A 21,578-nucleotide genomic window follows, 5' to 3' on the forward strand; every position below is an offset into this window, starting at 1 on the left:
CCTCTTTTACTGCTCTATGTACCCATGCTTGCTGCTTCATATCCGTAATCTCGCTCGACTTTGCAAATTCTCGTTTTATATTGGAGATACCATTTTGACATGCCTTTTCGTTGAGCAAGTAAATGTCGCTCATTCTGTTTCCACTTATGTATAGCTTCGAGAGAATCCCAATAGGATACCGTGATACCTACACCTTCACGGGCACTTTCCACACCTAAAAATCCTGGTTGAAGAGATGCAAGCTCTACCATTTCATTTGCCATATCAGCATAACCGTGATCTCCTTCAGTTCGTTCAGAAGTAAAAATTACCGCATAATATGGCGGCTGTGGCGTTTGTGCAATATTGCTCATACAGCACCTCCGTTATAAATATTTACAGAACTAGTTCAAGCTCACCTCATCATGATTAAATGATATTTATCGTAATTGAAGATGATCGATGTTATTTTATCTATTTTAATGAGAGATGTAAACGTCGTCTGTTTGAAACATATGCGTTTGCTGCATACGTTCCACGTTCAATTTATACAAAAGATGAATATGTTAGAGTAACGAAAAAGTAAGCGATAACATGGTTAACGATTTGACTTTAAAAAGGAGGTTGCATCATGAATGGTGCTGAACGATTAGGCTATTCCCCACATGACAGACTGCTTATTATTAATGCTGATGATTTCGGCATGTGTCATTCTGTTAACGCAGCCATTAAGCAGTTATTAACGGAGCAAGTAATAAGCTCTGCTACAGTGATGATGCCATGTCCATGGGCAAAAGATGCGGTTAGCTGGGCTGCAAGTCACCCAAGCTATGATGTAGGTGTTCATCTCACCTTTACTAGTGAATGGGATTCGTACAAATGGGGACCTGTGAACCGAAGCGGCACTACCCTGTCATTAGTGGATGATCTCGGGCATTTTCCTGAGCATTGCTTAGCTGTAGAAGAACGGGCGAATCCTGAAGAGCTGCGCGCTGAAATGATCAGCCAAATTGAAATGGCTATTCGAGCAGGCCTTGTGCCTTCACATTTGGATAACCATATGGGCAGCGTATACGGATTGGCATCAGGCCAGGACTTCCTAAATATCGTATTTGATGTATGCGTACAATATCAGCTGCCCTTCCGTATGCCCCAGCATGGGACAGCAATCCCGCCTATTTTACAGCCCTTGGCTCAAGAGCGTGCCGAGCTCGGATTGTCTAAAGGTGTATATATTCTCGATGATCTCATAGGGCTTCCCTACACAGGCCAGCATGGAGATACGTATGACGGAGTCAAAGCACAGATGATTGCCCTGCTGCGCAGCATTACTGCAGGATTAACTGAAATGATCCTCCATCCTGCTATCGTCACAGATGAACTCAAATCCATTACCCCGCATTGGGAAAGACGCGGCATGGAGTTCGAGCTATTCCGTGATCCAGACGTACAGCAAGTCATTCACGAAGAAGGGATTCAGCTTATAAAATGGTCCGAAGTTCGTGATGCTCAACGCCGCTCTGCCCCATAAATCGATGGAGGAGGAGATCACTTATGGGTGAACAGCCACTAGCAAGGAAACGAACGATTTTCTATGCTACCGGCAACTTTTCAGCTAATGTTATGGCGCAAATGTTCGCTGCCTATATCGTGTACTACTATGTAGACATTTTAGGTGCACGACCATCCCATGTCGGCATTGTTATGGTCATGCACGGGATCATCGGTGCTATTCTTAATCCTTTGTTCGGATATGTCTCAGATCGATATCGAACGCGTTGGGGAAGACGCATCCCTTATATTGCATTTGGCTCCATCCCATTAGCTGCTGTGTTCACCCTTGTATGGTTTCCCCTAGCGCCACAGGAAAGCATCATCTATTATTTTTTCGGAATCGTCATTTTATTTGATATTTTATACGTACTTGTTATTCTGAACTACTCTGCGCTGTTTCCTGAAATGTTTATTACGATACGTGAACGAGCAGCTGCGGCATCTTGGAAGCAAATGTTCGGCATTGTCGGCATGCTCGTCGGCGTAGCGCTCCCTCCGCTTATTTATAGTGAATACGGATGGGAGTCTATGGGCTTAGTATTCGGCCTTTGTTCAGCCGTCTTTCTTCTCGTTACAGCTGCTGGCGCCAAAGAACGATCAAATGTAAACGCAACCAAACCAATCGATTTAGTCAAGGCCCTTCGCCTTACGCTGCGCAATCGCATGTTTGTTATTTATGTCACTGGAGGATTCCTCGTTCAATTTACGTTCGCGCTGCTACCTGCCGCTATCCCTTTCTTCAGCAAATATGTGTTAAACGCCCCTGAGCTAGCAAATACGTATATGTTAGGCATCGTGTTCCTAACGGCTATTCCAAGTGTTTACGTGTGGGCACGCTGGACAACAAAATATGGTCCTAGGCGGGCCATTTTAGCAGCGATTGTACTGTATATGCTCTCTTTGCTGCCACTACTCTTTATTTCAACAAGCGCAGCTACTTATGTGACCAGTCTGTTTATCGGATTCAGCCTCGCTGGATTGATGGTACTGCTGGAAATACTGCTTGCAGAGGTTATTGATCAAGATGAGGTGAAAAGCGGGGCTAGACGAGAAGGGATGTACTTTGGCATGAATGGCTTCATTATTCGTTGGGGTGTTTCTCTTCAAGCGTTAATTATGAGCTTCCTGCTTGAAAATACCGGATACGTCCGAGACGCTGCACAGCAGCCTGAGTTAGCGATAATGGGAATACGTCTTATGCTCGCAGGAATCCCTATCGTAGCTCTGCTATTTGCATTTGTTTGTTTCTATCGTTTAAAAGTCGAAGCATAGTCTAAAAAACAAACCTTAGCCGAGCAGCACTCAGCTAAGGTTTGCAGTATCGTTTGCCTATGTTTTCTTATCAGTTAACTCAATAAACATTTGCACAACTATATAGCAAGCATTATTGGTTATTCTCCACGGAATGCACGCTTCATACGATCAAAAAATGTCTCTTCATGACTGCCCTTTGGATGCTCTCCGCTAATAGAAGCGAGCTGACGAAGCAAATCTTTCTGCTCGTCGTTCATCTTCGTTGGCGTCACAACGATAACTTTCACATGCTGATCGCCATTGCCGTTGCCGCGCAGATGAGGAACACCTTTGCCGCGCAAACGGAAATACGTACCTGTTTGTGTACCCGCCGGAATCTTCAACTTCACTTTATCATGAAGCGTCGGAATCTCAATCTCGTCACCTAACGCCGCTTGCGCGAACGTCAATGGTACTTCGCAGTAAATGTCATCATCTTCACGTTGGAAGAATTCATGCTGCTTCACGCGGATAACGATATACAGGTCGCCTGCCGGTCCACCGCGCAGACCGCTCTCACCTTCACCGGTCATGCGAAGCTGTGCTCCGTCATAAGCACCAGCTGGGATGCGAACGTTAATCTTACGCTGCTTCTTCACTGTTCCGTTTCCATGACAGCTGCTGCACTTCTCCTTGATCACTTTACCTTTTCCTTGGCAAGTGGAGCAAGCACGACGGTTCACCATACGGCCGAACGGCGTGTTCTGTACAACTTCCTGCTGACCTGTTCCACCACAAGTAGAACATTTTTCTGGCTTCGTACCTGGCTTCGCACCTGTGCCGAAGCACGGATCACATTGCTCGGTACGCGGAATCGTAATTTCCTTCTCTACGCCGAATGCCGCTTCTTTAAATTCCACTTGCATCGTATATTGAAGGTCGCCCCCACGCTGTGGTGCGTTCGGATCACGACGATTGCCTCCGCCACCGAAGAACATGTCGAAAATATCGCCGAAGCCACCAAAGTCGCCTGAGAAGCCTCCGCCGCCCATACCTTGGTTCGGATCAACGTGACCGTACTGATCATACACCGCACGCTTTTGCGTGTCGCTCAATACGTCATATGCTTCTTTCACTTCTTTGAACTTATCTTCTGCATCTGCAGCCTTGTTCACGTCAGGGTGATACTGACGTGCCAATTTGCGGTATGCTTTCTTGATCTCATCATCGCCAGAGCCTTTGTTGACTCCAAGCACCTCATAATAATCGCGTTTATCTGCCATTGTTCCACCCCCATTACCTTACAAATTTTAATCTTATCAGCGATGGCTCTCCCATTCAAGTCTATCACCGCTGACAAAAGGAAAGTCAAAGCCGAGCGCAGCTCAGCTTTGACTTCCTAGCGAAGACGATTACTTCTTGTCTTCGTCAACAACTTCATAATCCGCATCTACGACGTTGTCTCTTTGTGCCGCACCGCTATCTTGAGCGCCTTGACCTTCAGCACCCTGTTGAGCTGCTTGAGCTTGCTCGTAAAGCTTCACAGACAACTGTTGAACTATTTCTGTAAGTTCTTCTGTCGCTGCTTTGATCTCATCCAGGTTGTCGCCTTCTAGCGCTTTTTTCACTTTTTCTTTTGCTTCATTAGCCTTGTCAACGTCAGCTTGATCTGCTTTGTCGCCAAGATCTTTGATTGTTTTCTCAGTTGTGTAAACGAGTTGGTCAGCATTGTTTCTTACTTCAACCATCTCTTTACGCTTCTTGTCTTCTTCAGCATGAAGCTCTGCTTCTTTCATCATGCGGTCGATTTCATCATCAGACAAACCGCTGGAAGAAGTAATCGTGATGTTTTGAATTTTACCAGTACCTTTATCTTGTGCAGATACTTTAACGATACCGTTCGCATCAATATCAAATGTAACTTCGATTTGTGGAACGCCACGTGGTGCTGGTGGAATGTCAGACAAGATGAAGCGTCCAAGTGTTTTGTTGTCTCCTGCCATAGAGCGCTCACCTTGAAGCACGTGGATTTCTACGCTTGTTTGGTTGTCAGCATACGTGGAGTATACTTGAGCCTTTTGCGTAGGAATTGTTGTGTTGCGCTCGATCATCTTCGTAAATACGCCGCCAGCTGTCTCGATACCTAGAGACAATGGAGTTACGTCTAGCAATACAACGTCTTTAACGTCACCAGTCAAGACACCTGCTTGAACAGCTGCACCAAGTGCAACAACTTCGTCCGGGTTAACGCCTTTATATGGCTCTTTACCTGTCAATTTCTTGATTGCTTCTTGAACAGCCGGGATACGTGTAGATCCACCAACAAGTACGATCTTGTGGATGTCAGCTGGAGTCAAGCCAGCATCTTGCATCGCTTGACGTGTAGGAGCAAGCGTACGCTCTACCAAGTTCTCAGACAACTCTTCGAACTTCGCACGAGTCAAGTTAAGCTCCAAGTGTTGTGGAACGCCATCAACAACTGTAATGAACGGCAAGCTGATTGTTGTCGTCATCACACCAGACAATTCTTTCTTCGCTTTCTCAGCAGCATCTTTAAGACGTTGAACAGCTGCTTTGTCCTTACCCAGGTCAATGCCGTTCTCTTTCTTGAATTCTGCAACCAAGTGGTCGATGATTACTTGGTCAAAGTCGTCGCCGCCCAAGCTGTTGTCACCGCTTGTTGCTTTAACTTCGAAGAAGCCATCGCCAAGCTCAAGGATCGATACGTCGAATGTACCGCCGCCCAAGTCATAGACAAGGATCGTTTGATCGTTTTCTTTATCTGCACCGTACGCCAATGCAGCCGCTGTCGGCTCGTTGACGATACGCAATACTTCTAGACCTGCAATTTTACCTGCATCCTTCGTCGCTTGACGCTGGGAGTCATTGAAGTAAGCTGGAACCGTAATAACAGCTTGCGTTACTGGCTGACCCAAGTAAGCTTCTGCATCTGCTTTCAACTTTTGAAGAATCATTGCAGATACTTCTTGTGGAGAATAGCTCTTGTCGTCAATTTTCGTTGGGAAGTTTGTACCCATATGACGCTTAATAGACATTACTGTACGATCCGGATTTGTGATCGCTTGACGTTTCGCTGTTTCACCAACAACACGCTCACCGTCTTTTTTGAAGCCTACAACGGATGGCGTCGTGCGAGCGCCTTCTGGATTTGGAATTACGACAGCCTCGCCGCCTTCCATTACTGCCACACAAGAGTTTGTTGTTCCCAAGTCAATACCGATTACTTTACTCATGAAAAGTGACCTCCTTCAAGGTTTGCAGCTTCACAAATTGGCTTTGCTACTACTGCGTAGAATGTTTTGTAGTTATTATTAAATAAATTGAATTTGCTCTGATGTACAAGATTAAGAGCTTACTTTAACCATTGCTGGACGCACAACGCGGTCTTTCAGCATGTAGCCCTTTTGCAGCTCTTCTACGACGATGCCTTCTTCGTATTCATCCGTCTCCACTTGCATAATCGCTTGATGGAATTCCGGATTGAACGGCTCGCCTACCGCTTTAATTGCAGTTACACCCTCTTGTTCCAACACTTGCTGGAACTGACGGAATATCATATCGATACCTTTCGAGAACGAATCGTTATCGCTAGATGGATTCGTAGAAAGTGCGCGCTCAAAATTATCCAAAATCGGAACAAGGTCCGTAACGAGCTTAGAAGATGCGTATTTCGCCAAGTCTTCCTTCTCTTTCAGCGTACGGCGGCGGAAATTATCATAATCTGCTTGTACACGCAGCATACGTTGATAGTTTTCTTCCGCTTCTGCTTTCGCTTGCTCCAATACTGCTTGAAGGTCGTTTGACTCTTCGCCGCCAACCTCAGCAGCAGTTTCTGTTTGTTCTTGCTCGAAAGCAGTTGCCTCCTGCTCTTGCAGGTTCGCATCTTGTTCTTGTTTCAACTCCTTCACCTCCCCTATGTAGTAAACTTATCTATCCTGATGACTTTCGTCATTGATCTCAATGATGATTTCATGAAACTCATTGATTGTATGCCATCGTTACTCTCTGCTTGAAGCACTATCACGCATCTTGATTACCGTATGAATGCGAAGGACTGCTGCGGCGACTTCTCCCGCCGCACGCAATGCGTACAGCTTCACGCGCGCTGGATCGACGATGCCTGCTTCCATGACAGGCAGCAAGGCGCCTGTATCGCAGTCGATGCCGATGGCATCATTGCCTGCGGCCGTTTGCGCCGCACGCGCTTCCTCGAGCTTCTCCAGCGGATTGTAGCCGGCATTGAGCACCACTTGCGCCATCGGCTTACGCAGCGCTTCAGCGACTGCGGCAATGCCGAACGCCTCCATACCGCGCACCGTTTCGCGATAGCGCTCCAGCGCGTAGGACACCGCCAATTCGGCGGTGCCTCCGCCCGGCAGGACGCCGCCTTGAATGGCGGCCTGCAGCGCGGAGGCTGCGTCGGCGGCGATACGTGCCCGCTCGCCGACAATCTCGCGCGTGCTCGCACCGACGAGCATGGTCACCTGCTTCGCAGCGCCTGCCGCAGGTGACCATGCGGATAGCGACGGCTGTGGCGCTGCATACAGCCGCACGCGCTCCAGCCGCTCGTCATAGCGAACGGCTGGCGTCCGCCCGAGCATCGCTTCGAGCTCGTTGCCGGCCTTACTTAAGGCCGTTCGCTTGAGCGGCTTCGCTCCCGTGAGCTGCGCCACACGCTTCACCTGCTCGCGGCTCACACGCTGCACGACCATAATCTCGTGGTCGAAGCAGAACTGCTCGGCCTCCGGGTGAATGCTGCGCTCTAGCACGATGAGGCCTACCCCAAGCTGCTTCAGCTGCTCCAGCTGTAGCATAAAAGCACGCTGCAGCTGCATATACTGCTGGAAGCCAGCCTCTGTAGAGAGCAATTGCTCATCAAGCTCCTCTGGCACGAGTCCGTCTTGCAAGACGAGCACTCGGCAGTCCCTTTGCTCAGACAGCCATTCATAGTGAAGCGGCTTCTGTTTCAGCAGCAATCCTTCGAAGGATTCATTTTCAGCCAGCTCATGAGCTTCAACTGCGTCTGCCAATCGGAAGGTTCGGCTCTTTAGCGTGTCCCAACCAATCAGCTTACCTGCTTCCAGCACAAGCTCAACAATATCTTCTTGCTCACGCCCTGCGACATATACGGCTTGGCGCAGCAGAGAGTCGTCCCAGCCTTGCAATGCAATCGCTCGCTCCGCTAACAATTGTGAAGCATATGCAATGCCCTGCTGAATGCCAGCTACAACCTTCGCTGCAGGAACGCCGCGCATAACTTGCTGAACACCCGCTTCAACCAACGCTCCAGCGAGCACGGTCGCTGTCGTCGTTCCGTCTCCAACTTCCTGCTGCTGGGCCCAAGCTACTTGAATAACAAGTTTAGCAACGGGATGAGTTACATCCATTCGATCAAGAATGGTGACTCCATCATTCGTTAATATGATGTCTCCCTGTGCCCCGACTAGCATTACATCCAGCCCTTTCGGACCTAATGTTCCTTCTACCGCTGAGCACAAAGTGCGAACAGCTTGGGCATTGTTGAGGAGCGTCGCATAACGCTCATCACTTTCCTGCCTTGAAGATGGATGCTGCGCCATCGAACCCCTCCTCTCTGCCTCTTTCTGATTACTCACGGTTACTTCATACCATTACTTATGATATCGTTCCATAAATACAGCTAGCTGCTGAGATACTTGCTGCATCAGATTAATTACTTTTGCATATTCCATTCGAGTCGGACCAAGAAGTCCAATCGTCCCTAGGTTTTGACCGTGAACCGAGTAGGTTGCTGTAATTAAACTGCAATTAGAAATAGCGGCATGTGTGTTTTCCTGACCAATCCGAACTTGAATACCAGTACCTTGATCCGCTGCACCTGGCGCTCCAATTACTTTAATTAAAGCAGGCGTTTCTTCAAGCAGTTCCCAGATCGTCTTTATCCGATCCACATCTTGAAATTCCGGCTGATTCAGCATGTTCGTCGTTCCACTCAAGTACACTTCTCGCTGTGCTTCATCACCGCTAAGGACAGTTTCTACCATCGAAATCATTTCTTGAGCATGAGATACATATTTGCTCATCTCATCGCCAATTTCTTTGTACAACTGTGATCTCAACTTAATGAGCGGAACACCCGTCAACTTCGTATTAAGCAAGTTTACAACCTTCTCCAACTCCGAAGTGGAGATGCCCGGCGGAATCGCTACTGTTTTATTTTCAACATGACCTGTATTTGTCACAATGATTGCAACTGCCGTATCATCATTCAGCGGCAGCAGTTGAAAATGTCTAAGTGTCGTATCGAACATGCCCGGTCCAAGCGCGATCGACGTATAATTCGTTAACTGAGCTAATGTAGAAGCTGTATGCTGAACAACTTGTTCCATCGCTGTTATTTTTTCCGCAAACATCGATTTCAATCGATGCACTTCTTCTTTGGACAAATTGTCCAGACGAACAAGATGATCGACATAATAACGATATCCCTTGTGAGAAGGAATGCGTCCTGCTGACGTATGAGGCTGTTCTAGAAATCCAAGCTCCTCAAGATCCGCCATCTCGTTCCGTATCGTCGCCGGACTGTATCCAACGTCGCCACGCTTCGAAATGCTGCGCGAACCGACCGGTTCAGCCGAGCTAATGTAATCATCTACTATCGCTGTTAATATAAGTCGCTGGCGTTCCGTCAACATACGCATCCCTCCAAATATAAGTATAGGCAGCTTTGTGCCCATCCGAACTTCCTCTTCGTTAGCACTCATCGTCGTCGAGTGCTAACCGATATAACAAAAATACCAAACGGACAAGACGATTGTCAAGTCAGTTCAGTACTTTAAGCACTGCTATTTCATCACAACAATGTTGTTTGCTGCAATGGATACAATCCTTCCATACTTTTTCGGGAAAAATCTCTTTCTCCACAACCGTAAATCCATTCTTCTCAAAAAAGCGAACTTCATAAGTTAATGCCATTACCTTAGTCAATTCTCTTTCCTTAGCCATCTGCATCAAGGAGTCCATAATCATACTACCAATCCCTCTTCCTTGATAACCAGGGGATATCCCTAACGACCGCACTTCAACGAGATCTTGGCCAAGCTGACATAACGATCCGCACCCAACTAATTCCCCTTCTGTTTCAACGACAACAAAGTCCGGAATGAGAGTAGCCAGCATTTCACGCGTACGCGGTAACATAATACCTTGAACTGCATAACCTTGTATCAATTGAAAGAGCGCCTCTATATCGCTCTCTGTCGCCGAACGGCAAACTAACGTTGTGGTCATCGCAACTTCACCTCTGGATCGTGATTGCAAATATGAATACGAATTAATATACATCAATATGCATAATATTTCAATCCTGTATAGGAAAAAATATATTCAACTATAGCCTGTTTTTTATAAGCAGCACGAGTCCTTACCCCGGCTTACATTAACAACAAAAAAAGAGGCACCATAATGGCGCCTCTCTATATACAAATGTAGATTTATTCTTTTTACTGTATAACCGTCGTCATACATTTGTTGCATGTTTGTTGCCCATAATGGTGCATTTCCAAAAAAAACGAATTATTCCTCTGTAAGCGCACCAACAAATGTACCAAAAACATCGTTGCCAAACAGCACTCCGCGATCCGTCAATCGATACCCGATCTCCGTTACTTCTATCAATTCCGAAGCAAGCAATTTCTTCAATTGAGCTCCAAAAATATCATCAAAGTCACGGCCGCCAAACTGAGTCTGGAAGCGAGAACGATTGACCCCTTCATGCATGCGCAGACCAACCATCATAAAGTCTTCCATCGCTTCCTGCTCATCCACTTCAAACGAATCAAGACGAGGCAAGCCGCTCTTACAAGCTTCATTATATGAATTAACGCCCTTTATATTAATATGACGCTGACCTTGTACATAACCATGGGCACCAGCACCAATACCATAATAGTCTTCATTGCGCCAATACGTCTGATTGTGGCGACTCTCATATCCTGGCTTGGCAAAATTACTGATCTCATACTGCACGTAACCTGCGGCCTTCATTCGTTCCATAATAAGCAAATACATCGCTAGCTCTGCTTCTTCACTTGGCAGCGGCAGCTCGTTGCGGCGGAACATCGTATGGAATAACGTATTCTCCTCTACCTTTAAGCTGTAAATCGACAAGTGCGGTAGATCTAGCTCAAGCGCACGATCCAAGCTGTGAGACATCATTTCCAACGTCTGATTCGGCAAACCGAACATCAAGTCGATCGACATGTTCTCATATCCAACTCGTCTCGCCGCTTCAATGCTGCGGTATACGTCATCTGTATGGTGAATACGTCCGATATCTTTCAATAATGTGTTATTAAAGGACTGCACGCCAAAGCTAATCCGGTTCACACCGCCAGCCATCATGACACGAAGCTTTTCCTCATCGGTCGTCCCTGGGTTAGCCTCCATACTGAACTCAATATTGTCATTCCAGTGTGGGAAATGAGTACGTACAGACTTGAGGAAAAACTCCATCTCTACTGGATTCAATACAGTAGGCGTTCCTCCACCTACAAAAATTGTATCGATCGTCCCAGCAGGTTGTTGCTGCACCGTATATGCCATCTCACGATCCATCGCCTGCAAATGCTCCATCACAGGTTGATCTTTCAGAACGTAAGAGTTGAAATCGCAATAAAAGCATTTATTTGTACAAAACGGTATATGAATATAGACAGCCCGCGGCGAATGGCTTGCCTGTACTTGCTGTTGAATGGATGACTCCGCTGAAGCCGTCATAACTTCCTCCTCGTTGCTTTCTTTTATTTAGTACAGAATAGCACACTCCTATACGGTTCTCAATCTTCTTCGACCTTAATCGCGTGCATACTCCAGTGTTTCTATATGCCCAAAGCGTCCATGCTGCAGGATTGCATACTATGTAGGAAAGATAAGCCATGTGTATATAAAAGAGACACGCCCTTTAGTTGGTATATCTAAACTGCAGAATAGGACATCTCTCTTGTTCAATCGATCATATTCTTCTAAAGCCTTGCGGCAGCGTTCCTGTTCTTCGGATTTCTCTTACTTGCGCTTCAGTCAGGCGAATATTTGATGAAATAAGAGATTCAACATCATTGCCAGCGATCAGGTCATCTAGATCAGGAATGTTTCGACTCCCTCTATATATACGGAAATTTCCTTTGAAATTAATTCGAGTAAACAGTACCAAGGTTGCATTTGCGCTTGTAGAGAAGAATCGCAAGCTCTCTACTTCGTCCGTGTTCGTTAATCCTAAATTCCCGTTAAGAATACGTGTCCTACCTCGATAATTTTCCTCGGAATAAAGTGTCAACCTCGGATATACCACTTGTGAGATATTAACTTCGTCCATCGTCCTTCCTCCTTTCCTTATTATATAAAATATGGCTTGTCATGGAGTTTGGCTTGGACAACCACATCACTTTCAAAAATATCGTCACACTTTACTTGCAGGCAGCGTCGTTTCTTATTTCCACAATATCCACGCGTACATAAGATTTCAAAACAAACACAAAGAACCGTACCTTAATAGGCACGGTTCTCTGTTCAAAACACTTATATCTAGACAAGTATGCGATCTGCTTACTTGCTATCGTCAATCTTAAGAACCGCCATGAACGCTTCCTGCGGAACCTCAACGGAACCGACTTGCTTCATACGCTTCTTACCTTCCTTCTGCTTCTCCAGCAACTTACGTTTACGGGAGATGTCACCACCGTAACATTTCGCCAATACGTTTTTACGCATTGCTTTAACGGTTTCACGAGCAATAACCTTCGTCCCGATCGAAGCTTGAATCGGTACCTCGAACATTTGACGAGGAATCAATTCGCGCATCTTCTCACAAACGACTTTACCACGTGAGTAAGCACGATCTTTGTGAACGATGATGGACAAGGCATCCACTTGCTCACCATTAAGCATAATATCCATTTTCACAAGGTTCGAACGACGGTAGCCGGATAGCTCATAATCGAATGATGCATAACCTCTTGTGTTAGATTTCAACTGGTCGAAGAAATCGTACACCACTTCAGACAATGGAATATGATACGTAATTGTAACACGAGTCGTGTCTAGGTATTGCATATCGACGAACTCTCCACGCTTGCCTTGGCAAAGTTCCATAATCGCTCCAACATAATCGTTAGGAACAATAATCGAAGCTTTGACGAATGGTTCTTCAACAAAGTCGATCTTTTGTTGTTCCGGATAGTTGGATGGATTATCAATACGAAGTACTTCGCCGTCTGTCAACGTGACACTATAAATAACGCTTGGCGCTGTTGTAATCAACGGAATGTTGAACTCACGCTCAATACGCTCTTGGATAATTTCCATATGCAATAGTCCCAAGAATCCGCAGCGGAAACCAAATCCTAAAGCTGTGGATGTTTCAGGCTCGAACGTCAAGGATGCATCGTTCAACTGCAACTTCTCCAACGCCTCGCGCAGGTCGTTATAGTCCGTAGTCTCAATCGGATACAATCCACAGAATACCATTGGGTTAATTTTACGGTAACCCGGCAATGGCTCTGCTGTAGGATTTTTCATGTCTGTAATCGTATCACCGACACGAGTGTCGCCAACGTTTTTAATACCAGCTACAACGAATCCTACATCGCCTACATTCAACTCATCCACGCTTGACATACGCGGCTTGAATGCACCAACTTCGATAACTTCGAACGTTTTGCCCGTAGCCATCATTTTAATCTTGCTGCCCGCGCGAATCGCACCATTAACAACACGAACATAGACAATTACACCTTTGTAAGGGTCATAATGGGAGTCAAAAATAAGCGCCTTCAATGGCTCTTCCGGATCTCCTGTAGGAGCTGGAATCTTCGTAACAACTTGCTCTAGTATTTCACGAATACCGATACCTGCCTTAGCAGATGCATGCACTGCATCCGAGCAATCCAAGCCGATAACGTCTTCTACTTCTTGCTTTACGCGCTCAGGATCTGCACTTGGCAAGTCAATCTTGTTGATAACCGGAATAATCTCCAGGTTGTTATCAAGTGCCAAATATACATTAGCCAAGGTCTGCGCTTCGATACCTTGAGCAGCATCAACAACTAGCAATGCCCCTTCACAAGCTGCCAAACTGCGGGAAACTTCATACGTGAAGTCGACGTGTCCTGGCGTATCGATCAGGTTTAAAATGTATTCTTCTCCATCGTCCGCCTTATACGTAAGACGAACCGCTTGCAATTTAATTGTAATACCACGTTCGCGCTCCAGATCCATCTGGTCAAGCACCTGTGCTTGCATTTCGCGGGAAGTCAATGCTCCCGTATACTCCAGAATGCGATCGGCAAGCGTGGACTTTCCGTGGTCAATATGTGCAATAATACAAAAATTGCGAATTTTCTTCTGTCGTGACAGCAATTCCGTCATTCGATCTAATACCCCCACCACTGTGCCAAGTTTCAATTGTTTTATTATACCGAATAACGACGTCGGCATCAATGGCGCCGTAATATTTAGAACAATCTATCGAATATACCTACTACAGCTTGGATTCCAGCCTCAGACAATCTAGATAAGAAACCTGCTGTTTTATCTGCTAATTGGTTAACTGGAGGCTCTTCAATTGGAGGCAATCCCAGATGCTCAGGCATTTGCTCCTCCCACTCTTCAGCTGTCTGCTGCTCGTTAGGATGATCCGCTTCAGATACAGGCCGCATTTGCTGATTCCATTCCGTTTCCCAACGTGAAGCCGGTTCTGTTGAATCTCCTTGTACATTCCATTGCTGCTTTTCTAAAACCTGCTGCCCACTGTCAGATAACTTGCTTGGAGCCTCAGTCGCAGCGGTTTGCGGCATAGGGCCATACACCCTCTCGATACCTAAGCGCGTCCATTCCATACCAACTAAGACACCAATAATGGTAAATAGAAGCAAAACTGTAACCCGCGGCACAATACGTTTCATCTTCTAGCCTCCGTTTCAATAGGTATCGAAAGTACAATAGAAGGTGTCTCCCAAAATGTTCTGTCTTAACCTAGCCAATAGAGGTAGTAGCATTCGTATCGTCACGCAATTGTTCTGGAGAGTAGGCGGAATATGCCTTCTTTCCTTTATTGCTGTCCGCATTCACTGGCTTCGTTACCGGCTTGTCTCCTTGCTGCTCATGCACGATATCAGCAATTAAATCTGCCAGTAAATCTACGGTACGGTAGCTTTCCTCCAACGTATTGTCGATACCCCCTATTTCAACAATGACACTGTTTGGAGATAAAGATTGATTGTACTCACCATTCCCCTGCGCAGCAGATTTTCCCCAGATGCCGCGGGATATACCTGGATAATCTTTTTCCAACCTACTATGAATCTCTGAGGCGAATTTCTCGTTCTTCTTCCAGTTCGGATTGCGATGTCCAATAATAAAGTATACTTGAGCATATGATTTATTATTAATCGTTACCGTTGAATCTTCACGACCAAGTGCATCACGATGAATATCAAAAAAGAACTGCAGATCTTGGTGCTGTGACATCGCTTCTTTAATCGTGCTATGAGAATATTTATAGGACTGATTCCACTTGTATCCTTCCACACTGGAGGCATAATCTTTATCGGAATGCGCAGCTCCTACTCCTCGCTTCTCTAATTGATCCTGAAGTCGTTTACCGACAAGTGTTATGTTCAATTCAGAATCGTTTGGATTGGAACTTTTACTTTTTAATACCGGATTCCACGACTCCCGATTATGTGAATGGTAAATGAACACAACTTTATTGTTTAACTGTGATGAAGGTTGCTTCGTGCCAGAACCATCTTTGCCCGAACTTCCTGGCAGTGGCTTAAACTTATCATTCTGTGATGAACGCGGCTCTTCTTCACCTTGCGTAAGTTGATCAGGCAAAGGCATATAATCAGCAGGCCCTTTCGCATACTGATTGCCCTCTGGAAGTCGTAGTGGAACAGTCTGTTCACGATTGGCGCGCGGCAATTCTCCTGCTAGCAATGTTTTCGGATCAAGCGGATTCATATTCGTCATTAGACGGACAAGCAGTCTTGCTGCATCCTTGCTATCCCATTGCAATTGCTGTGCAGAAGCTGGCACGCCTGACATTTCCATAGCAATCGCATTCATAAACAGCTGTGTTGGCATTTGAGCCGCTATCCCTTTCATACCAGCCAAGGGAGTAGACTGCGCCTTCTGCTCTGCAATAACTCCTATGCCTATTACGATAAAAAAAGCAGCCGAAGCTACCGCCATCAGCATAAACATCCGACCGGATAAAATGATAGGCTCCCATTTCTTCAGGACCCGTTTATTCCAACGATTATTATTACTTTCGTCATCCCATTTCATTGATTTGCTCGCCTCCTTGCCTGCTGTCACCGTCTTTCATTAGGACAAGTCAACTTTGCAACAAACCATAAATATGGAGTAACATCGAAAATGAAGGACCAAGTGATTAGAGTATCATCTCGTATCCCATCTTCATTCTCGTAATCTCTCAATATTTCATAGGTTTGCAAGCAAGTGCTCGAAATGAAAGATTGCTAATAGTAGACTCTATGAGGACAAACAAAATACTAGAACTAATTTCTTGGGAAATAAAAGCGAATTGTCGTACCTAATCCTACACAGCTCTGCACCGAAACTTCACCTTCATGCGCTTCTATTAATTGCTTCGTAATGGCCATGCCAAGACCGCTGCCTCGATCCGTCGTATCTGTAGATGTGCCTCGGTAATATCTTTGGAACAAATTATGCTGCGCCTGTTCATCCATTCCCCGACCATCATCCTTAACTAAAATAGTCGTGCCTGCTTCATCTTGCTGGATAGATACTGTCACGGTCGTGCCTGGTTCGTTGTGAATCCAAGCATTCATACACACATTTTCAATTGCCCTAACAAAATATCGAACATCAATGTTCAGCATAATGGGCTGCGTATGAGGGTTGAAAACGAGCTTTGCTCCTGCATTTTCTACATCCGCAGGTACAGGCAGCAGTTCATGAACGATACTAGAAAGCCATTCATTCATTTCAATTTCCATTCGATCCATCGGCAAAGCATTGCTCTTTAATTGATAGGTTAAATTCAAATCTTGAATAAGCTCATCCATCCGTTCCGCTTTCTGCTGGATAAACGTTGTAAATTCTAGCCGTTCTGCTTCGTTCCATTTATATTCGCTGGCATTCAGCAAATGAGCATAACCAATGATGGAGGATAACGGAGTCTTCAGATCATGAGTCAAACCAGTCAACCATTGCTCCCGTAACCGCTCATGCTTTTCTCGCTCATTTTCAGATTGCTGCAATCTCTCAGAAAGCGTACGCAGCGCCTGCCAAACATCGCTATATATCCGATAGTTTCGTTTCAACCTTCCCTTGCGGTTAAGTGAAGGATACTTTCCAGCTATGTTCCGCGGCTCCTCGTATTGATGATTGGACATCGCTTCTGCCCATCTCATAAAATGAGCAAGTGGGCGACCAATCCGACTACTCTCCCACCACGCCATGATGACAAATAGAACTAACATAGAAAGTACCGCAGCCCCGATTCCTACCATCCATATTTGCGTTTCGCTATATAAGTGCAAGCCTGCCATTATCACATAGGGCTCTGCATCTAACGCTGTATAAGGCATACGAAGAATCCATGTATTTCCTGAGTTCGCAATGTATTTTAAATCAACTCTCTCACCATACCGATCCTCATAGCCAGCTCGCAGAACCAACTCGTACGGGCTCATATTAGCTTCTACACCTTTTGGCTTATTCCAACTTTTCAATTCCTCTCCTTCCGCACCCATCAGTTGTACCCAAGCGTTGGCTTGTTTTAACATCGGCTTTGCCTGCTCAGAATCTTCTAGCCATGCGTCCAGCAATTGCTCTTCTTCTGGCTTCACACCATAAATGAGCATGATTTCATAATCGCCTATAGCTCTCAAATAAGCATATACGTCATATGTAAAGGGAACCTTGCGCTGCATATAAGATACAAGTTCTCCTACTTTATACTTTTTAGGTACATCTTCCGGAACGAAAAATTCATGCAGCACACGTCCGCTTGAATCTGCAATTTGCAACCACCCTCCGCTGGCCTTCACTTGCATCATCAACTGTTCGTCCCATTGCAACTGTCCGTTTCTAATCGATATCGAATCCACCAAATTTTCAAACCCATGATTTACAAAATTCCGGTTCATATCCAAAGCCATTATTCGGTCTACGATCCATGAGAACGCCACAACAACGCTAATAAGTAAAGCGATCGAAATAAATAACCACTGTCGAATATAATGCCAAGCCAGTCTTTGAGTAGCCTTCACGATTAAACCTCCTTGCGTTTTGGACGTGAAAGCAGCTTATAGCCCATTCCTCGTACCGTAACGAGATAAGTTGGTTCACTCGGCTTTTCTTCGATACGCTCCCTAATTCGATGAATATGCACCATGACTGTGTTGTCATCTTTAACTGCATCCAAGCCCCATACTTGCTCGTATAGTTCACCTTTGGAAAATATTCGATTCGGATGCTTGCACAAATATAGCAGCAGTTGGAACACCATAGCCGGACAATCAACGGATTCCCCACCTACCATTAATTCACCCGCTTGCTCATCAATTTGGAATCTACCAAAATCATAAATACCTCTATTAGTATTAGATTGAGGCGTTAAAGAGGATGAACGATAATTAGTAGTTTCAGATATCGATACCTGTTGTTTGGAAACCGAATCTCGCCCCCCTTGAGCGTGGTGAATGGCCTGCTTATAAGATAAATGCCGCTTCAGTTGCACTTTCACTCTGGCAGCTAGCTCTAGAGGGTTGAACGGCTTCGTCATATAATCATCTCCACCAAGGGCAAAGCCTGTCAGCTTATCCAAATCCGTCGTGCGAGCGGTAACGAACAGTATAGGTGCTTCAGTTTTGAGTCTAAGAAGAGGAGCTATCTCGAATCCACTTCTTCCTGGCAGCATCACATCTAATATGATGCAATCCAGTTGAAATTGTTCATTAATTTGCAGGGCTTCTTCCGCATTCGATGCTGTATGTATATTTGTAAACCCTTCCTTGTTCAGTACGGTTACAACGAGCTTCTGTAAAGCTAACTCATCTTCAACGATAAGGATATGTGCTTGTTGCAAGTCATTCATTATGTATTTCCCCCTATTTTTGTACTCTCTTCTCTCCAATTACCTCACGATTTCCTGTTTATAACCATAAAATTTCTTCTAATTATTAACATGCTCCAGATAAGTAAAATCATCATATCATATGGCTCTAACCTGTAAACTAGGCACGTTATAGGCTAAACAATATCACGGTATGCTTACCTTTCCTCTAACGCTTTCTTAACGGAACCTTAACAAACTAGTTTTATAACCAATATATTACAGGAATTATTTACATTCTGTTTCACTGCGCTTAAAAGTGAACCTTTATTATTCATATTAGAAACGGAAACAAACAAAACAAATTCGCTCACGAAGGAGATTGAATCATGAAAAAGATCGAAGATGTTACAAACCACTCAAAACGTAATAGTACAAATAAAAAGAATCTATCACGTTCAACAGCAGCTATCCTTGCAACTCTACTTGTTTCCTCTCTTCTAATAGGCGGATGTGCAGATCAAGAAGTGGCGGCAGCGCCGAAAAATGCTGCTAAAGAAAATGAAGGGACCGTAACTGTGGAGAAAAAGAAACCTATCATTGCAACAAAAGTAAATCTCGAAAAGTGGATAGCAGCACATGATGGCCGCTCTTTACACGCAGCATTAGAAGCAAGCTTTCAGAAAAAAGTAAGTCAAAATGATATTCAGCAGCATTTAGAATCTTTCTGGACGAAAGGGGAGAAGCCTCGTTATGTGGGGCAACGATTTTCGCCTGAAGGGTACATTGTTGAATCTTGGACAAACAAAGATAAAAGCAAACTGATTTTAGCTATCATTAAAAATGGAAAAATACAATATTTACTCATGCCGCCGCCTCTTAAATTTCCAGAGACAGATTCCTATCAAACAAAAACGACTTTCCAGCTTCCATTTGATGGCGAATGGTTCGTTGGTTGGGGCGGTCATAATGTAATCGAAAATTATCACTACGCTTATGAGACACAGCGCTATGCGCTTGACCTTGTTGTGACGAAGAAAGGGAAAAGCTTTAAGGGCGATGGCAAGAAAAATGAGGACTATTACGCATTCGGCAAAAAAGTATTGTCCCCTGCGGGCGGAACCGTCGTTGATGTGGTAACTGACATCCCAGACAACGTTCCGGGAAAGATGAACCCAGATCAGACAGCTGGCAACTATGTCATTATTGATCACGGCAACAATGAATATAGTTTATTAGCTCACTTCAAGCAAAATACAATTAAAGTGAAAAAGGGCGATAAGGTTAAAACTGGAGACTATTTAGGAGACTGCGGTAATTCGGGCAACTCAAGCGAGGCGCACATCCACTATCAAGTAAGTGACAAACCAAGTTTGGAGCATGGTCGTTCATTGCCTCCGCGTTTCGCAAAAGGAATTTTCCCTGTACAAGGTCAGACACTAAAAGGACAATCACCAACAAACAAATAAAGCTTTGTATGAAAAAAACCTTTCCTGTAAGTGAGAGATTGCTAATGTCTCTCTACTCACCAGGAAAGGCTTTTTTGTGATTAATGCGTATAAGCAGCTACATTATTCGTATCCACCGCTTCATGAAGAGCCGCATTTAAGCCGCTGGCTATTATATTAGCCATATCCTCAATAAATTCATCGACCTCTTTAGGCGTTACTATGACATCATGTCCAAGCGGTTCCAGCACTTCCTTTACGAGCTGTAATCGTTCCTGCTCTGACACTTCGTCTAACAGACCTATAACGTCTCTCGATTTTACGTTCTCATGTTTAAAATGCTCTTTCATTAACTCAATTGCATTATTCACAATCGTTGAGGCATAACATACGGTCGGCACGCCTACTGCAATACAAGGTATTCCAAGTATTTCTTTCGTCAATCCTTTGCGCTTGTTGCCAATCCCAGAGCCTGGATGAATACCAATATCTGCAACTTGAATGGTTGTATTGACTCTTTCCAAAGCCTTGGAAGCCAATGCATCGATTGCAATAATAACATCAGGGCGCGTTTTCTCCACAATGGCATGCACAATTTCGCTAGATTCGATGCCTGTTGTTCCAAGTACTCCGGGGGCTACAGCACTAACTTGCCTATAACCAGGGCTTACTTGCTCAGGTACGAGTTCAAAGTAATGCCTTGTTACCAATATATTTTCTACAACCATCGGGCCAAGCGCATCCGGTGTTACATTCCAGTTGCCCAAACCAACGATCAATACCTTATCAGTCGACTTTACTCCTGATTCTATTAAATACTTTTCAAATAATTGAGCAAACTTCGTCGCTACCCGATCCTGCAGGTCGGAGTCTTTTTTACGTAATCCTGGCACCTCTAATGTCAAATAGCGCCCTTGTACGCGCCCCATTGCACGAGATCCTTCTTCATTATATACGTTTAGGTTCGTTACTCTAATTCCTGCCGCATTCTCGACATGCTCTTCCACACCAGGCAGCGGCACATGGATATCAGGCTGCGCCATTTCACGCGCTTCAAGTGCTAGGTCCGTTCGTACCGAATACTTGTTCAAATCTGCCGTCATCGTCTTCCTCCCGTCAAATCATCGTGTGCTCTCGCTATTATGCGCAAGTTGTTCGTTCCATTATGCGTATGCTTACGTAAATTCTTCGATAAACTCGCGTCAAATCACGGGATTTCCACGTAATGGGAGGTGCTCCCAGTATGGGTTGTGTGTTGC

General features: G+C 45.1%; 18 protein-coding genes. 3 read left to right on the forward strand and 15 right to left on the reverse strand.

From position 1 onward, the window contains the following. Positions 1-14 precede the first annotated feature (14 nt). The gene (locus FPZ44_RS15430) at positions 15-353 is read right to left on the reverse strand and encodes an antibiotic biosynthesis monooxygenase family protein (RefSeq protein WP_144991426.1); all 339 of its coding nucleotides are present in this window, start codon (positions 351-353) and stop codon (positions 15-17) included. A 257-nt stretch (positions 354-610) separates the two neighbouring features. On the opposite strand from FPZ44_RS15430, the gene FPZ44_RS15435 reads away from it, so the two are divergent. Together FPZ44_RS15435 and FPZ44_RS15440 are read left to right on the forward strand one after the other, a co-directional pair. Beyond that, positions 611-1,510, forward strand: coding sequence for a polysaccharide deacetylase family protein (locus tag FPZ44_RS15435; protein ID WP_144991427.1), 900 nt, complete (start codon positions 611-613; stop codon positions 1,508-1,510). Positions 1,511-1,533: 23 nt separating this feature from the next. Beyond that, positions 1,534-2,805: an MFS transporter gene (locus FPZ44_RS15440; RefSeq protein ID WP_144991428.1), complete on the forward strand. Its 1,272-nt coding sequence runs from the start codon at positions 1,534-1,536 to the stop codon at positions 2,803-2,805. A gap of 119 nt (positions 2,806-2,924) precedes the next feature. On the opposite strand, the gene dnaJ is transcribed toward FPZ44_RS15440, so the two are convergent. The 13 genes from dnaJ to FPZ44_RS15505 all read right to left on the reverse strand — a co-directional run bounded on the left by dnaJ (position 2,925) and on the right by FPZ44_RS15505 (position 18,904). Next, on the reverse strand, positions 2,925-4,049 hold the full coding sequence (dnaJ, locus tag FPZ44_RS15445; protein ID WP_144991429.1) for a molecular chaperone DnaJ: 1,125 nt from the start codon (positions 4,047-4,049) through the stop codon (positions 2,925-2,927). A 129-nt stretch (positions 4,050-4,178) separates the two neighbouring features. Then, positions 4,179-6,020 carry a molecular chaperone DnaK gene (gene dnaK / locus FPZ44_RS15450; RefSeq protein WP_144991430.1) on the reverse strand — a complete coding sequence of 614 codons (1,842 nt, stop codon included), beginning with the start codon at positions 6,018-6,020 and terminating at the stop codon, positions 4,179-4,181. A gap of 111 nt (positions 6,021-6,131) precedes the next feature. After that, the gene (gene grpE, locus FPZ44_RS15455) at positions 6,132-6,686 is read right to left on the reverse strand and encodes a nucleotide exchange factor GrpE (protein WP_144991431.1); all 555 of its coding nucleotides are present in this window, start codon (positions 6,684-6,686) and stop codon (positions 6,132-6,134) included. A gap of 99 nt (positions 6,687-6,785) precedes the next feature. Next, a complete protein-coding gene (locus FPZ44_RS15460) occupies positions 6,786-8,366 on the reverse strand; it encodes a TCP-1/cpn60 chaperonin family protein (protein WP_144991432.1) in 1,581 nt (526 codons plus the stop codon). A 51-nt stretch (positions 8,367-8,417) separates the two neighbouring features. Next, positions 8,418-9,461 (reverse strand): heat-inducible transcriptional repressor HrcA, encoded by a 1,044-nt coding sequence (gene hrcA, locus FPZ44_RS15465; protein ID WP_144991433.1) that lies wholly within the window; start codon positions 9,459-9,461, stop codon positions 8,418-8,420. Positions 9,462-9,588: 127 nt separating this feature from the next. After that, on the reverse strand, positions 9,589-10,056 hold the full coding sequence (locus FPZ44_RS15470) for an N-acetyltransferase (RefSeq protein WP_144991434.1): 468 nt from the start codon (positions 10,054-10,056) through the stop codon (positions 9,589-9,591). Positions 10,057-10,341: 285 nt separating this feature from the next. Further along, on the reverse strand, positions 10,342-11,544 hold the full coding sequence (hemW, locus tag FPZ44_RS15475) for a radical SAM family heme chaperone HemW (RefSeq protein WP_144991435.1): 1,203 nt from the start codon (positions 11,542-11,544) through the stop codon (positions 10,342-10,344). A 235-nt stretch (positions 11,545-11,779) separates the two neighbouring features. Then, positions 11,780-12,139: a hypothetical protein gene (locus tag FPZ44_RS15480; RefSeq protein WP_144991436.1), complete on the reverse strand. Its 360-nt coding sequence runs from the start codon at positions 12,137-12,139 to the stop codon at positions 11,780-11,782. A 230-nt stretch (positions 12,140-12,369) separates the two neighbouring features. After that, the gene (gene lepA / locus FPZ44_RS15485; RefSeq protein ID WP_144991437.1) at positions 12,370-14,190 is read right to left on the reverse strand and encodes a translation elongation factor 4; all 1,821 of its coding nucleotides are present in this window, start codon (positions 14,188-14,190) and stop codon (positions 12,370-12,372) included. Positions 14,191-14,276: 86 nt separating this feature from the next. Continuing rightward, complete coding sequence (locus tag FPZ44_RS15490; protein WP_144991438.1) at positions 14,277-14,726, reverse strand: hypothetical protein; 450 nt, start codon at positions 14,724-14,726, stop codon at positions 14,277-14,279. A gap of 70 nt (positions 14,727-14,796) precedes the next feature. Beyond that, positions 14,797-16,113 (reverse strand): stage II sporulation protein P, encoded by a 1,317-nt coding sequence (locus FPZ44_RS15495; RefSeq protein ID WP_144991439.1) that lies wholly within the window; start codon positions 16,111-16,113, stop codon positions 14,797-14,799. A gap of 233 nt (positions 16,114-16,346) precedes the next feature. Further along, the gene (locus tag FPZ44_RS15500) at positions 16,347-18,086 is read right to left on the reverse strand and encodes a HAMP domain-containing sensor histidine kinase (protein WP_144991440.1); all 1,740 of its coding nucleotides are present in this window, start codon (positions 18,084-18,086) and stop codon (positions 16,347-16,349) included. A gap of 2 nt (positions 18,087-18,088) precedes the next feature. Continuing rightward, positions 18,089-18,904 carry a response regulator transcription factor gene (locus tag FPZ44_RS15505; RefSeq protein WP_144991874.1) on the reverse strand — a complete coding sequence of 272 codons (816 nt, stop codon included), beginning with the start codon at positions 18,902-18,904 and terminating at the stop codon, positions 18,089-18,091. 356 nt (positions 18,905-19,260) lie between these two features. Between FPZ44_RS15505 and FPZ44_RS15510 the strand changes: the two genes are divergently transcribed. Then, complete coding sequence (locus FPZ44_RS15510; protein ID WP_144991441.1) at positions 19,261-20,340, forward strand: M23 family metallopeptidase; 1,080 nt, start codon at positions 19,261-19,263, stop codon at positions 20,338-20,340. A gap of 80 nt (positions 20,341-20,420) precedes the next feature. Here the strand turns inward: FPZ44_RS15510 and gpr are convergent, their stop codons facing one another. After that, complete coding sequence (gpr, locus tag FPZ44_RS15515; RefSeq protein WP_144991442.1) at positions 20,421-21,422, reverse strand: GPR endopeptidase; 1,002 nt, start codon at positions 21,420-21,422, stop codon at positions 20,421-20,423. Positions 21,423-21,578: the final 156 nt, after the last annotated feature.

Source organism: Paenibacillus agilis, assembly GCF_007786455.1.
Taxonomy (GTDB): Bacteria; Bacillota; Bacilli; order Paenibacillales; family Paenibacillaceae; genus Paenibacillus_B; species Paenibacillus_B agilis.